Source organism: Pseudomonas sp. Marseille-QA0892 (assembly GCF_054950135.1).
The window spans coordinates 2,973,202-2,987,692 of the sequence record NZ_CM143104.1 but is presented as its reverse complement, the minus strand read 5'-3'; the positions used below and the strand labels follow the sequence as shown (position 1 = coordinate 2,987,692).

At 60.4% G+C, this 14,491-nt stretch carries 14 protein-coding genes; 6 read left to right on the top strand and 8 right to left on the bottom strand.

The window, feature by feature from the left end; translation table 11 throughout:
• Positions 1–187: 187 nt before the first annotated feature.
• The 3 genes from ACY8D3_RS13925 to ACY8D3_RS13915 form a co-directional block, all read right to left on the bottom strand.
• Positions 188–1,369, bottom strand: coding sequence for an acetyl-CoA C-acetyltransferase (locus tag ACY8D3_RS13925; protein WP_462379360.1), 1,182 nt, complete (start codon positions 1,367–1,369; stop codon positions 188–190).
• A gap of 107 nt (positions 1,370–1,476) precedes the next feature.
• Complete coding sequence (locus tag ACY8D3_RS13920) at positions 1,477–2,136, bottom strand: CoA transferase subunit B (protein ID WP_462379359.1); 660 nt, start codon at positions 2,134–2,136, stop codon at positions 1,477–1,479.
• A gap of 92 nt (positions 2,137–2,228) precedes the next feature.
• A complete protein-coding gene (locus tag ACY8D3_RS13915) occupies positions 2,229–2,927 on the bottom strand; it encodes a CoA transferase subunit A (protein ID WP_462379358.1) in 699 nt (232 codons plus the stop codon).
• 118 nt (positions 2,928–3,045) lie between these two features.
• Between ACY8D3_RS13915 and ACY8D3_RS13910 the strand changes: the two genes are divergently transcribed.
• Positions 3,046–3,918: a LysR family transcriptional regulator gene (locus tag ACY8D3_RS13910; protein ID WP_462379357.1), complete on the top strand. Its 873-nt coding sequence runs from the start codon at positions 3,046–3,048 to the stop codon at positions 3,916–3,918.
• A 178-nt stretch (positions 3,919–4,096) separates the two neighbouring features.
• Positions 4,097–5,623, top strand: coding sequence for a sensor domain-containing diguanylate cyclase (locus ACY8D3_RS13905; RefSeq protein WP_462379356.1), 1,527 nt, complete (start codon positions 4,097–4,099; stop codon positions 5,621–5,623).
• Positions 5,624–5,628: 5 nt separating this feature from the next.
• Here the strand turns inward: ACY8D3_RS13905 and ACY8D3_RS13900 are convergent, their stop codons facing one another.
• Positions 5,629–7,773, bottom strand: coding sequence for an ATP-binding protein (locus ACY8D3_RS13900; protein WP_462379355.1), 2,145 nt, complete (start codon positions 7,771–7,773; stop codon positions 5,629–5,631).
• A 328-nt stretch (positions 7,774–8,101) separates the two neighbouring features.
• On the opposite strand from ACY8D3_RS13900, the gene ACY8D3_RS13895 reads away from it, so the two are divergent.
• The 3 genes from ACY8D3_RS13895 (at position 8,102) to ACY8D3_RS13885 (ending at position 10,591) form a co-directional block, all read left to right on the top strand.
• Positions 8,102–8,248: a hypothetical protein gene (locus ACY8D3_RS13895; RefSeq protein ID WP_462379354.1), complete on the top strand. Its 147-nt coding sequence runs from the start codon at positions 8,102–8,104 to the stop codon at positions 8,246–8,248.
• A gap of 164 nt (positions 8,249–8,412) precedes the next feature.
• Entirely contained in the window at positions 8,413–9,507 is a 1,095-nt protein-coding gene (locus ACY8D3_RS13890; protein WP_462379353.1) for a glycosyltransferase, read from the top strand.
• Between the two features lie 49 nt (positions 9,508–9,556).
• Positions 9,557–10,591, top strand: a complete 1,035-nt coding sequence (locus ACY8D3_RS13885) for a glycosyltransferase (RefSeq protein WP_462379352.1) — start codon at positions 9,557–9,559, stop codon at positions 10,589–10,591.
• A gap of 110 nt (positions 10,592–10,701) precedes the next feature.
• On the opposite strand, the gene ACY8D3_RS13880 is transcribed toward ACY8D3_RS13885, so the two are convergent.
• From ACY8D3_RS13880 to ACY8D3_RS13865, 4 genes are all read right to left on the bottom strand, one after another.
• Positions 10,702–11,565, bottom strand: a complete 864-nt coding sequence (locus tag ACY8D3_RS13880) for a glycosyltransferase family 2 protein (RefSeq protein ID WP_462379351.1) — start codon at positions 11,563–11,565, stop codon at positions 10,702–10,704.
• Positions 11,562–11,801 carry a hypothetical protein gene (locus ACY8D3_RS13875; protein WP_462379350.1) on the bottom strand — a complete coding sequence of 80 codons (240 nt, stop codon included), beginning with the start codon at positions 11,799–11,801 and terminating at the stop codon, positions 11,562–11,564. The genes ACY8D3_RS13880 and ACY8D3_RS13875 overlap by 4 nt, the downstream gene beginning before the upstream one ends.
• 189 nt (positions 11,802–11,990) lie before the next feature.
• The gene (locus ACY8D3_RS13870) at positions 11,991–12,752 is read right to left on the bottom strand and encodes a PIG-L deacetylase family protein (RefSeq protein ID WP_462379349.1); all 762 of its coding nucleotides are present in this window, start codon (positions 12,750–12,752) and stop codon (positions 11,991–11,993) included.
• Positions 12,740–13,756, bottom strand: coding sequence for an acyl-CoA dehydrogenase middle domain-containing protein (locus ACY8D3_RS13865; RefSeq protein WP_462379348.1), 1,017 nt, complete (start codon positions 13,754–13,756; stop codon positions 12,740–12,742). Before ACY8D3_RS13865 ends, ACY8D3_RS13870 begins: the two co-directional genes overlap by 13 nt.
• A 222-nt stretch (positions 13,757–13,978) precedes the next feature.
• On the opposite strand from ACY8D3_RS13865, the gene ACY8D3_RS13860 reads away from it, so the two are divergent.
• Complete coding sequence (locus ACY8D3_RS13860) at positions 13,979–14,371, top strand: diacylglycerol kinase (RefSeq protein WP_462379347.1); 393 nt, start codon at positions 13,979–13,981, stop codon at positions 14,369–14,371.
• The last annotated feature ends 120 nt before the right edge of the window (positions 14,372–14,491 follow it).

The following is a 14,491-nucleotide window of genomic DNA, read 5'->3' as shown; positions in this document are numbered from 1 at the left end:
CGTGCTGTCTGTTTTATTGTTGTGTGGGTAGGGACTGGCTGTACCTCTAAAGGAAGGTAGATTGTGTGCCGTGCGGCATCCCGACGTTCGGCACGAACCGCTGAACATCAGCCGGCACGAAATTACCGAACGCTAGGAAAAGGACCGGCCAGGTCGTGGTACCCATTGGGCTCGCTCATTGACGAACTCAGTCCCGCTCGATTGCCAGCGCAACACCCTGGCCGCCGCCGATACACAGCGTCGCAAGGCCCTTGTGAGCGTCGCGAGCAATCATCTCGTAGAGCAGGGTGATCAGAACCCGGCAGCCCGATGCCCCGATTGGGTGGCCGAGGGCAATGGCGCCGCCGTTCACATTGACCTTGTCCGCATCCCAGCCCAGTTCCTGGCCAACAGACAATGCTTGCGCGGCGAACGCTTCGTTGGCCTCGATGAGATCAAGCTCGCCCAGTGACCAGCCGGCCTTCTCCAGGCAGCGACGGGTAGCCGAGACAGGGCCGATACCCATGATCGCGGGATCGACGCCCGCATTCGCGTACGCCTTGATGCGGGCGAGCGGTTCGAGGCCCAGGCTCTGGGCCTTTTCAGCGCTCATCAGAATCACGGCGGCAGCGCCATCGTTGAGGCTCGAGGCATTGCCGGCGGTGACACTGCCTTCCTTGCTGAAAGCAGGTTTCAGCTTGGCAAGCGCGTCGGCGGTTGTGCCTGCGCGAGGCTGCTCGTCAGTGTCGAACACCAGCGGATCGCCCTTGCGCTGAGGAATGGACACCGGTGTGATCTGGCTTTTGAAACGGCCGCTTTCGATGGCTGCCGTGGCTTTCTGCTGGGAGGCGGCCGCGTATGCATCCTGCGCTTCACGGGTAATGCCGTACTTCTGCACCAGGTTCTCGGCCGTCGTGCCCATGTGATAGTCGTTGAACGCATCCCACAGACCATCGGTGATCATGCTGTCGACCATCTGGGCATGGCCCATGCGCAGCCCGGTGCGCGCTTTCGGCAGAACATAGGGCGCAAGGCTCATGTTTTCCTGTCCGCCAGCAATGATGATGTCCGCATCGCCGCACCGAATTGCCTGGGTCGCCAGATGCAGCGCCTTGAGGCCCGAGCCGCAGACCTTGTTGAGCGTCATGGCCGGTACCGCCGGTGGCAAGCCTGCCTTGATGGATGCCTGGCGCGCAGGGTTCTGGCCGGAGCCGGCGGTGAGCACCTGGCCGAGGATCACTTCGTCGACCGACTCCGGCGCGATACCGCTTTGGTCGAGCAGGGACTTGATGATGATGGCGCCCAGATCAGGGGCCGGGATGTTCGCCAGTGCACCCTGCAAGCTGCCGATGGCGGTACGGGTGGCGGCGACGATAACGACGTCTTTCATGCGTTTCTCCGAGGGAGGAACGCCCGTCTGGCACGGGCGTTTATTCGGTGTAGTGCCCATTGTGATGTCAGCCCCGATCAACGCAGGGGACAGCCACGTTATCGGGTTCAGGCAAAGCTCATTTCAGGAACATGGTCCGGGACGACCAGCTTGCCTTCGGTCTTGGCAACGATCTCCTCCACGCTGACGCCGGGTGCGCGCTCCTTGAGAACGAATGCGCCATTCTCGATTTCGAGATAGGCAAGGTCGGTCAGGATGCGGCGGATGCAACCAGCGCCCGTCAGCGGGAGCGAGCATTTGGTCAGCAGTTTGGACGCGCCGTCCTTCGATGCATGCGTCATGATGACAATGATGTTCTCTGCACCGGCCACCAGGTCCATTGCGCCGCCCATGCCTTTCACGAGTTTGCCGGGGATCATCCAGCTGGCGATGTTGCCTTCGATGTCGACTTCGAAGGCCCCCAGCACGGTCAGGTCCACGTGCCCGCCACGGATCATTGCGAACGAGTCCGCTGAGTTGAAGATCGATGCCCCCTTGCGTGCCGTAACGGTCTGCTTGCCGGCATTGATCATGTCGGCATCCAGCTCGGCTTCGGTGGGGAACGCGCCCATGCCGAGCAGGCCATTCTCCGACTGCAGCATCACGTCCATGCCGTCTGGTACGTAGTTGGCCACGAGGGTTGGGATGCCAATGCCGAGATTGACGTAATAGCCGTCTTCCAGTTCGCGCGCGACACGCTGAGCCATCTGTTCGCGAGTGAGTGCCATGTCTGTTGCCTCTTGTTATGTGCCTCGACGGATGCACGTCGAGGTGGGGTTCGTTTCAAGCGCAGCGGTTGCTGGCGCGATCGAAAGGGCGATCACTCGCGCAGGGTGCGTTTCTCGATGCGTTTCTCGAACGTGCCCTTGATGATTCGATCCACGAAGATCCCGGGCGTATGGATATGGGCCGGGTCCAGTTCGCCTGGCTCGACAATTTCCTCGACCTCGACGACGGTGATCTTGCCCGCCATGGCCGCAAGCGGATTGAAGTTCTGCGCGGTATGGCGATAGATCACATTGCCGTAACGGTCGGCTTTCCAGCCTTTGACGATGGCGAAGTCGCCGACGATGGCATGCTCGAGGATGTAGTGACGGCCATCGAATTCGCGGGTCTCCTTACCTTCGGCGACGGGCGTACCGTAGCCGGTCGCCGTGTAGAACGCCGGGATGCCCGCACCGCCCGCACGCATCTTCTCGGCCAGCGTCCCTTGCGGCGTCAGCTCGACGTCGAGGTCCCCATCCAGGAGTTGCTTTTCAAACAGGGCGTTCTCGCCAACGTAGGAGGCGATCATCTTCTTGATCTGCCGATCCTCGAGCAGGATGCCCAGCCCGAACCCGTCGACGCCGCAGTTGTTCGAGACGACCGTCAGGTCACGCGTGCCCTTGCGCTTGATCTCGGCGATCAGATTCTCGGGGATGCCACACAGGCCAAAACCGCCTGCCAGGACGGTCATGCCATCCTCCAGCCCGGCCATGGCTTCCTCGTAGGAGCTCACTCGCTTGTCGAAACCAGACATGTCACGTCCTCTTGTTGTTGTTCGCTTAGGCGTTTGTATGCAAGTGTCCGCCTACAGGATTCATTTGTTAAATTTATTTTTGAAATAGACTCATTGATTAAGTAAAAGAGTTTCACTCATGACTCTAAAGCAGATTCGTGCCTTCCTGGCCGTAGCACAGAGCCTAAGCTTTGCGCAGGCCTGCGAGCAGCTGCATTTGTCGCAGCCTGCGCTAAGCCTGACGATCAAAGCGTTGGAGGAGTCGCTGGGCGGACGGTTGTTCAGCCGAAGCACCCGGGCTGTTGCGTTGACACCGGAAGGGGAGGCCTTGTTGCCACTGGCAAGACGGCTGATTGCCGATTGGGAAAATACCGAAGACCAGATGCGTCAGCGCTTCACGCTCCAGCAGGGCCGCGTAAGTCTTGCGGCCATGCCATCCTTCGCCTGCAATCCGCTGCCGGCAATCCTGACGGCGTTTCGCAGTGATTACCCTCAAATCAACGTGGCAGTGCATGACGTGATCAATGAGCAAGTCGGCGACATGGTGCGTGACCGTCGCGTGGAACTTGGCATCGGCTTCGAGCCGGATCCGAGTTCCGGACTTACGTTCACGCCTCTGTACGTGGATCGTTTCGTTGCCGCCGTGGCGCCCGGATCGCCTTTGGCAGGGCGAACCTCCGTCACTTGGGACGCGCTGACGCAGGAGCCTTTCATAACCCTGCAAAGGCCCTCTGCCGTTCGGTTCCTGCTGGAGCAGGCGTACCGGTTCACAGTGGCGTTCGAATGTCATCAGCTGGTCACGGTTGGACGGATGGTCGCGAGCGGCCTTGGTGTAAGCGCGGTACCGGCCCTATGTGTCGGACAGATGCAAGAGCTGGGCGTCACGTGTGTGCCGTTGACCTCGCCCGTGGTGGAAAAGCCCATTGGCATCATGACGCCGCCACATCATGAGCTGTCCGTTGCGGCCCAGGCGCTGTTCGATACGCTTCTGAGTGTGAAACCCTATGCGTAGGCAGTTCTGGTATGGCCGAACTGGCGGATGGGCCAGGCATGTGCTATGCGATTAGCTGGAGGACCCGTTCGGTTGGCTCGCGGACGCGCCTGCTGCGTGAACATCGTTGTCTACAAAAGCAAAGGGGCGTACGGCATAGGCCATATGTTCTGAACCGTAGGGATCAATCGGATCATCCATGTCTCCAGCAAGTCGTTGGGTCCACCAATACAGCAGCACGCAAGTCGAGCGGTTGGCCATTGTCTTTACCCTGTCGGTCATTCTCTTGTTCGGCGCGGCGGTAGCATGGCAGGCACAGCAGGCGTATAGGCAGAATTTCGACGATACACGCGTCAATACCGAAAACCTTGCGCGGGCTGTTGCGCAGCATGCCCAAGATATCGTCAAGCAGGCGGACCAGATTCTCTATGCGATGGTCGAGCGGGTGGAATGGGATGGCGCAGGCCCTGATCAGATGCGACGGATTCGGCGCATGCTGGCGCAACAGGCCGCCGCAACGCCACAGCTCCATGGCATGTTTATTTACGACACCGACGGGAAGTGGCTAGCCAGTTCGCTGCCCGAGGCCCAGGTCCATAGCAACGCCGATCGGGAGTACTTCGCCTACCATCGTGCCCATCATGACAAGGGGCTGCACATTGGTCCTGTGATCAGGAGCCGGACTACGGACGAATACGTGATCCCGGTCTCACGCCGAATAGATGACGCCAATGGCGACTTCGCCGGTGTGGCGCTCGTGACGTTCAGGGTTGATTACTTCCTTCGCTTCTATGAGTCCTTCGATCTGGGAACCGACGGCTTGCTGCTGTTGGCGCTGCGTGACGGAACGATCCTCGTCCGGCGGCCCTATAGCCCGGATGTCCTCGGCACCAGCATCGCCGACGGGCGAGTATTTGCCGAACTGTTGCCGCACCAACCGGCCGGATCCGAAGTCTTTGCATCGAAGGTTGATCGTGTCGAGCGCCAGTTCAGCTATCGCGCGCTCGAAGGGAACATCCCCCTTGTCGTCGAGGCCGCGGTTTCGGCAGAGGACATTCGTGGACGCTGGCTCCGCGAGATCATGGGTTCCCTGATCATCCTGGGCCTTGTAATCGTCGGGATGACCGGCTTCGGCTGGGCCCTGATGCGGCAAATCCGCACTACGCTTCGCTCGGAGGAGGCGTTGCGTCAGGCGCGGGACGAACTTGAAAAGCTGGCCATGCAGGATGGGCTTACCGGGCTTGCGAACCGTCGCCGTTTCGACGACGCCATTGCCATGGAGGTCAATCGTGCCTGTCGCAATGGCACGTGCGTGGCGCTGATCCTTATCGATATCGATCACTTTAAGCGCTACAACGATGTTTACGGGCACCTTGCTGGTGATGCCTGTATTCGGGCGGTTGCTGGCGCAATATCGGCTTCGGCCAACCGCGCAGGGGAGGTGGCCGCACGCTATGGCGGTGAAGAGTTGGCCATTCTCCTGCCAGGCCTGGATCTGCCTGCAGCCGTTCGCCTGGCTGATCGAATGCGCCAGGCTGTGCGGCAACTGGGTATCCGGCATGAAGGCAATCCAGCCGGCATTGTTACCGTGAGCGGCGGAGCGCATGCCTGCGTACCCAAGCAGGGCGGGGCCGAGTCTGTGCAAGCGCTTATCAAGCAAGCTGACGAAGCGTTGTACGATGCGAAAGCCAGCGGTCGCGACAAGGTGATGCCGACCGCAGCTTGATATGTCTATAAGCGTTGGGTAAAGGTGATTTCGCCGTCTTTTGACTGTGTCGCTGTGAGCGTGCCGCCATGTGCGAGCGCGATGGCCTGGCAGATATAGAGTCCGATCCCCAGACCACCCCGGTTGCGCTCCGAGCCGGAGGATTGTTTGAACGGGGTGAACAACCCATCCAGCGACACCGTGGACATCGGGTCTGCCTGGTTCCGGATATTCAATTCGATCTGGCCGCCCTCGGCGCGCAGCTCGAGCTTGATGGGATAACCCGGCGTGCCGTGATGCCTGGCGTTGCTCAGCAAATTGGCAACCAATTGGGCGTAGCGGTCCGGGTCGATGTTGGCATGAACGTTCGCCTGAACATTCGCCTCGATCGCCTGGCTTCGGAACGCCATGTCCGACTCGGCAACAATGTCGGAGACCAAGGTAGAGAGGTCTGTAGGAACGGGGTTGACCGTTATCCCGAGGCCGGCCTGCAAGCGACTCATATCGAGGATCTGCATGATCAGCCGCTCCATTCGCCCGCTGGAATGGGTGATGTGCTTGCGCAACTGCGTGGTACGCGCATCGCTCGAGGACAGCATGGAGGCGGCCATGGAAATGGACTGCAGCGGATTGCGTAGATCGTGGCCCAGCATCGCAATGAGGCGACGCCGCATCTCGTCAACTTCACTGGCGCGATGCAGGGAGTATTCGATGAGCTCCCGTCGGAGGGCGTCGGCAATTTGCTCATCGACAGCGCTCCAGGCCGGCGAGCGTCCACGCACCACCTCTTCCCATGCCTCGAAGGAGCCACGCGGGGTCAGGCGCGGCCCAAGTGGACCTACCTTGACGATCTTCTCGGGCTTGCCACCCCAACGAATCGTCCGTACCTCTTCATGACGGAACCAGATGATCCAGCCGTTTTCCGGCTTGTGGAACCGGACTGCCATGACCCCAGGGAAGTCTATTTCATTGCCAGCATGGTTCTGCGACCAGGCATCGGTTTGGTAGACGTCGAAGTCGTCCATCTGTTGCAGTGCCTGGGCGACCGTTGCGGCGGCCTTAGCACAATCGTGGCCGGTACAAAGTACCCGGCCTCCCAGAAGAACAGCGGCCGCATCGCATGCAACCAGTTGGGAAACGTTGCAGCCTGGATTTGCCAGGCTCTGGAGTAAATCGTCCGACTCCATCGTCATGCGCATCAGCTGATTCCGTCGCTCGGCAGCCGTGCGAAGCTGTTCACTTGCTTTGATCGCTTCCAGGCGCTGAACGATCGCGCTGCTGGCCTGGGAAATGATCTGGAAGAACATCCGGATGGGGTGGGAGAGGTGCTTTGGCGCCATGTGATGGCACGAGAACAGGCCCCAAAGTTGCCCGTCAACCACGAGCGAAATGCTCATGGATCCGTGCACACCCATGTTGGTCAGGTATTCGCAATGTACGGGCGAGACGCTGCGCAGAGCGCAATGGCTCATGTCGAAGTTCTGATCGCGGTTGGGGTGCGAACCCGGCACCATCGGCGACGGCTCGTAGGCGACATCGACAATCATGCGAATTGGGTTCTGGATATATAGCCGGCGCGCCTGAGCCGGGATGTCCGAGGCCGGATACCGCTGGCCAAGATAGCTGACGAGGTCTTCACGGCGTGCCTCTGCAATCACTTCACCGGAAAGGTCAGGATTGAAGCGATAAGCCATGATGCGATCGAAGCCGGTAATTCGTCGTACTTCCGTTACCACGCTCGTCATCAGCGTAAAGAGATCATCGTGTAGCTGCATCTGCCGAATGATGCGTTGCGCGCTTAGCGCAAATTCGGTGAACGAAGCAGTACCCGGTTCGCGCGGCTCGAACTCGACATATATGAGCCCTTGATGAATGTGCGCGATTACGTCAAAGAACTGGCCGTTTATCCAGGTTTCTGTACTGTTTTCCCACCGGCCACTGGAAGGGAGCGCTTCCTCGATCAACGCCGCTACCGATTCGCTGAACAGGTCGCTGCGAGCGATCGAGCCGACGACGGGATCGACGCCTGTGATCTGAACGAAGTTCTTGCTGCAGGAAAGGAGCTCGCCGTCCCGCGACAGGATCATCAAGGCGCCATGTGGCTGGATCGAGCCGGGCATGTGAATCGGCTCGTCCTCACAGTTGGCAAGGTCAACGGTTTGGACGTTCATGAGCGAAGTAGGCTGGTAAAGAAGGCGGGCGCGCGAGAATAGCAGGCCATCATCGATGCGCAATGCAAGGCGACGAAACAGCCTCTGGGGGAATCAAGTGGGGCTGCGTTCATCCCGGGTGAGTCGACGCAGGGCAATGCTCGGGACATCAAGCGCAAGCTCTGATTATTCATAGATAAGAGGACCGTAAAACCCGTCTGTCGGTTCGACGGACAAGAGAAGCATCGGCCGGCCTTGCCTGTGCCAAAGGCCATCCGTCCGCTCGGTTGCACCGGCTCGGCGTTTCGTTGCCGAATTTTCTGAATGCCCTGAAAGATGGAGTGACGAAATGTCCGATAACACCGAACGCGAGCAACAAAACCAGCAATCCGACCGTAAGGAAGCCGACCTTGCCAAGAAAGGTGGTGAGCCAGGCCCGAGCGGCTACGGCGGCATGGGGGATCAGGACCGCGAGGACAAGCAGGACCGCAAGTGATCCCAAAGCCGGCTCCGGAAGGGGCCGGCTTACTTTCAGCCTTTTCCCCGAGATTTTCCCTCATGCGCCTGGATCTCAACGAAGATTTGCCTCCGTCAGTTGCTCCCGGTGCGGAGCTTCCTCGCTTTGCACGTGGAGGTAGTCCACGGTCGTTGCGCATAGGCGTGCTGTCACACATCAAACACCCCATTCGACAGCCGTTTGCCGGAGGCCTTGAGGCATTTACCTACGACATCGTCAAAGGCCTGCAGGCGCGCGGCCACGAGGTAAAGCTCTTCGCGAGTGAATCCAGTGATCCGGAGCTCGGGTTGGCAGCCATCTGCAGCGACGCCAACTACGACACACAATCCGGATGTCGCGGGTGGTTGAACGATGCTGAGGAATTCGTCAGCGAGCACCGTGCGTACCTCGATCTGATGCGATCGGTAGACGGGCACAGCTTCGACGTGCTGTTCAACAACAGCCTGCATTATCTTCCGGTCAACATGGCGTCACTGGTAGAAACACCGATGCTGACGGTGCTTCACACGCCGCCCTTTGCAGAACTGATCAACGCCTATTCCGCAGCGGGCGGCGCGGGACGCTTCGCTACGCCTTCGCGGGCCAATGCCCATAGCTGGGCGTCGCTGCTGACCGACTGCACTGTGATTCCGAACGGTATCGATCTTTCATTCTGGCGCCCTGCGGAGTTGGCAGCCGACCACGCCATCTGGTTTGGCCGCGTGGTACCGGAAAAGGGGACGCATCTCGCAATAGACGCCGCCCGACGGGCTGGCCTGAAACTGCGTATTGCCGGCCCTGCGGTGAACCAGCGTTATTTCGACGAATTCATCGCACCGCGCTTGGGTAACGGCATCGAATACCTCGGCCATCTGTCCAGGGCAGAGCTCGTACACGAAATCAGCGGCGCTGCCGTAGCGTTGATCACTCCGCGATGGGATGAGCCGTTTGGTCTTGTCGTCGCTGAATCATTGGCCTGTGGCACACCCGTGGCAGGCTTTGCGCGGGGAGCGTTACCCGAGCTCGTCGATGCGGAAACGGGAAGCCTGGCACCAGCAGACGATGTTGAAGCGCTTGCAGTATCGATCCTGGAAGCCAAAGACAAATCCCGGGCTGCCTGCCGGGCCCGTGCCGTGGCGAACTGGGGGTACGAGCGGATGCTCGAGCGTTACGAAGCATTGCTGGCCGAGACGGCGGGCATCGCTGAATTGGGCGCCAAGCCCTTTCAGGCTTCTGTATCCACAGCCCTCAGCCGTTAGGAATGGACAGTGCCCGCGCTTGATATTGTCTGACCTGGAACCCCTTTAGATGGCTCGTTGCCGTATCGGTTACTACGTCCACCACCAGGGAGCAGGTCACCTGATGCGTGCTCGTGCGATCGCGCAGCACCTGACGCTGCCCACTACGCTCATTGGCTCGAACGTATCGGCCAATGGATTGAAGGGGGTGGATGAGCTGGTGCTGCCGATGGACACCGCGCCGGGGATGACTGTCGAGTCTTTTGATGGGCTTCATTACGCCCCTCTGGGTGTCGACGGCCTTCGCGAGAGGATGGGGCTGCTGGCCGACTGGTTTCGTGCGTCGTGGCCCTGCCTGCTGGTAGTGGACGTTTCTGTCGAAGTGGCCACGCTTGCTCGGCTCCATGGCGTGCCGACGGTTTATCTCAGAATGCATGGCGAGCGGTCTGATACGCCGCATCGTATGGCGTACGCGATGGCGACGCGGCTGCTGGCGCCGTATCCATCTGCCATGGAAAGCCTGTCCACCCCTGATGAGCTGATTGCGAAAACAGACTATGCCGGCTGGATTTCGCGATTCTCGCGTCAAGACACGGGGCCAGGCGATTCCGGCCGCGTACTCGTCATTAACGGTCGCGGCGGAACAGCATTCACCCGATCTGGGATCGAAGCGCTGGCATATGCCTGCCCGGAGAGGACGTTCCGGGTAGTGGGGGAGGTGCTGGGTGATGAAGATACCGTCCCTCGCAATGTGGATTACCTCGGCCTGCTTGATGACCCCAAAGAAGAAATGTGCCGGGCACAGATCGTGATCGGCAGTGCTGGCGACAGTCTCGTCTCGGAATGTGCCGCCCTTGGTAGGCCTTTCATTGCGATCGCCGAAGATCGTCCGTATAGCGAGCAGCGTGTGCAGGCGCGTCGCCTCAACGAGTTGGGTGTAGCGATCGGGCTCGACGCCTGGCCGGATGGCGTGGCTTGGCCGGCATTGCTTGCGAAGGCCGAGAGGTTACCGCGTGAGCAGTGGCAGGCGATGGCGGATCCGGAGGCGGCCGCTCAGGCTGCACATTACATCGAAGAGGCCGCACGGAGCGTCTTCTCGGGCTAAGGCGCTTTGAACGCCTGAAACAGCAGGCGCGTTAGCGCACCAGCCCCTGGTACTCGCTGTACCTCTTCGTAAGGAATGCGGAGTCCGGTGCGATAACGGTCGTACCTGGATCAGAAACCCTTCAGCGCTTCATCAAAGCAGCCGTCGACTTCGTCGGAGGTCGGCCGACGCAGAACCGTGATGGCGTCATCATTCCATTCAATGAGTTGGCGATCAGCGAACGCCTGCAGCCATCCATCCATGGGCCACGTATTCCACTGTGCATGGAAGCGCGATGCATTGGCGACGATCGCATCGAAGTGATTCAGAGGCGGCCGGTAAGTCGGGTGGTATTGGTGATAGGCCAGTGCGTTGGTTGCGAGAAGGGGTATTCCACGGTCCCGCGCCCTGAACGCAAAATCCGTGTCCTCGGCGCCATAGCCTTCGTACCCTTCGTCAAAGCCGCCGATCCGCTCGAAGGTCGCCCCGGTGCAGGCAAAGTTGAGCGACCAGAAAAGGTGGTGGGGCATGGGCTCGCCTGCTGCCGTGCGAAACTCGGCTAACGGATGGATGGCAGCAGAGGCGTGTAGGCCTGACTCCGTCCAGCCGTTTTCGTTCGCACCTTTGGGCAGATAGCGGACTTCGCCGAGGTGCAATGCGGCAGGTTCGGCATCGAGTGCAGTGGCGTATTGGTCCAGAAGGTCACTCGAGGGAATGCAGTCGATATCCAGGAAGACCCAGCGATCGGAGGGTTTGCCGTGGATTATCTGATTTCGCGCTTTTGCGAGCGGCAGGCCCGCAGCGCCGTCGACACGTAGGCTATGGATGGGAAAATGGGTCGATTTCAGCGCCTCGGGTGTCTCGTTCATGAAAACGATCCAGACGGCGGTCGGCGCTCGGTTCGAGCGCTCAAGCCCTAACAGCACGTTATTCAGCTGCTCGCGCCGGCCATGAACCAACGTGATGACGTTCAGCGAGTCTGGCGACTGACTCATGCGTGTGCCCCCGCAAGACCGCGCAAGCGATCACTTTCGTAGCGTCTAGAGAAATCAGGTGAGTGCATGCGCCAGTCACCCACTTCGACGACGCCGCAGACCGCATCGGCGTCGGGGCAGGCTATCCAGCGTGCTCCGTTCTCGACAAGTAGATTCGTGCCCGTGGCGCAACCGACGCTGGGACGCGCTTCGACGATGGCCGGGGTACCGTCATCACAGCCATCCAGCATCACCATGGCGTTGACGCGCCGGGCTGCCTGGTCACCGGCAGCACACTTCCCAGACAGCGCCGGGGACAACCTTGTCCGTTGTAGACTGGAATGACGATACCGATCATATGAAGCCCCCTCGAAGTGACACGGGCGACGAATCGCCAGACCAGACGGCAATGACGGAAATGCTGCTGTTCATGTTGGGAAAGCCGTTCATACCAGATAAACCTCCCAGGTGTTGAACAAGCGCTCCGGAGCGTCGTGGGACTGAATCGGTGGCGCGATGGTGGACGGATTGGGGTGTGCCTGGCTTTCGAATGCGGCCATTGCCTGCCGCTTGCGTGACAGCGCCTTGTCATCCAGCTCGAACCGGCGGGCCCGGGCCCAGGGTACGCGTGTGTCCCCGGGTACCGCCCAGTGCCACGTCCAGACCGGGACCTGGACGCAGCGGGCGCCGGTGAGCTCACAGGCGCGGCGGGCCGCGCGGCCGGTTGCCTCATGGTCTGGATGACCGTCGTATTCCCATGTCGCGAATAGCGTGTCGCCCGGCTCAATTAGCGCGAGCAGGTCTTTTAACAGCCTTGTTTCATGCCGAGTGACGGACCCATCGGGTATGCCCAGGCGGCGGGAAAGCGGTTCGTTCAGGCCAAGCGCTCGCCAAGCCTCCAGGCTCTCGCGTGGGCGCGCCTCCAATAAGCGTGGGTCGGGCCTGGCCGTTGATCGAGGCTGACTGTCGCCGCCATCGGTCACTGCTACCAACATCATGCGTCGCCCTCGCGAATGCAGCGCTTGCATGAGCCCGCCGCAGCCGAGCACTTCGTCATCGAGATGAGGTGCGACGATGATTGCACGTCCTTCGGCTGGCACAAGGTCATCCAGGCTGAGCGGCTGCATCGCTTGAAACCCACGCCATGACGCCCAGTCGTGAAGAGACGTGCCATCACCGACTATCTGTTGGGAGCCTACAGACGCCATGGCGAGGTCTCTTCTATGATCAGCTCAGCCAGGCCGGCAAGGTCTCGCTCGGCGTGGCTTTGACGGACAAATACGGGTAAGTCTGCCGCCAGCCGCGCGAAGTGCGCATCCAGACAGAACGGCGTAGCGCCGAGCGCACGGCTAACGTGGCGAGTCACGGTCTCGACAGTTTGCTCAACCACGGCTCGGGCGCGACCGGCCGCAAGCCGCGCAGATTCGTCAGGATGGAGATCGATCCACCGAGCGGTTTCATGGAGGCAGGCCTGAGCAGCCTTCAAGGCAGCGTCGGCGTGGCCGAGATGCGCCCGCGCATGGGGCTCTTCGCGGCGTCGGCATGCGGCGTGAAGATGATCGGTGAGTGCAGCGGCCGCGCCATACCAGCACGCCGCGATGCCGGCTCCGCCTTGCCAAAAGCCTGGCCGTGCGAGGTAGGCCCCGCTTTTACCGACGGTACGGCCCGGTGCGTCTGCAAAGACCACTTCCACGCTGGCGGCTGACGCCATTCCAACGGCGCGCCAGCCATCGGCTGTCACTTCGACTTCGGGCTGGTCGAGCATTACAGCAACGAGCTGTTGGCGGTCTTGCTCGTCCCATGCAGTCACTAATGCGTGGGTCAGCTGCGCGGCGCCAGAGCACCATGCCTTGCGCCCATCCAGCCGGACGGTGCCATCGTTCTGAAGTCGGCACTGTAGGCGCGCGTGGGGTGGTTCCGCCGCCCAGACGCCCCATCGTGTGCCTGGGTCCGGTTGCATCGCCCCGAGTTCGGCCATGACGGCCAGGGCATCGGTGTGGCCTTCATAGAGTTTCACCAAGCCGAGATCGTGACCTGCGACAGCCGCCAAGGCTCGCCAGCGCGTAAGCGTATCGCCTTGGCCCGGCCTCGGCAGGTGCGCAAGGCGTGCATCGATCAAGGTTTGGAGTTTTTCCTGCAAGTGTGTGGAAGGAGCCGCCTGATTCATCCAGCTGTTGAGCAGCCACTGCAATTGCGGGAGTTCTAGCGCCATACCTTGTCGATCCATACTGAGCAGCTACTGTTCAGATGAGACCGGCGCCGTTTGGATAGGGTTTCAAGCAAGAGGCGAAGCGTGACGGCAATAGTGCGTATCGCTGCGTCTCGCGAGAAGGCCGCTATGTACGTCCACTCTGGTCAGCATGACAATTTTTTTACCTGTTCGAAGGCAAACTGCCTGCCTCATTCGTTTATGCAGTTTTTCGAGGAGAGCAAGATGTCTTCAGAGCCGGGTGCGCCGCTGGATGGCCATGATTTCAAGAGCAAGGGCGGATTTGGCCGTCTGCTGAGCGCTACCGGTTATTCCCTGGACGGACTGCTTGCAGCGCTGAAAGGCGAGGCTGCCTTTCGCCAGCTCGCATGCCTGAGCCTGGTTCTGATTCCGGCAGCGTTTCTCGCCCCCGTAACCCGAGTTGAGCGTGCGGTGATGATCGGAGTCGTACTCATTGCGCTCATAGTCGAACTGCTCAACTCGGCTATCGAGGCAGCGATTGACCGCATTTCCTATGACCTGCATCCATTATCGAAACGCGCCAAAGATATGGGGAGCGCCGCCCAGTTCGTCGCGCTGGTTCTGGTGACCTTGGTTTGGGCCGTCATCCTGCTTTGATGCTGGCTTGACCTTCGAGCTATGGCCCGCGTCAATCTGGCAAACAGCCGGCACCATGTTCCACCAATTACAGATATAGCCAACTATGGGCCGCGCAACTGGCCAAGGTTGATGTAAAAC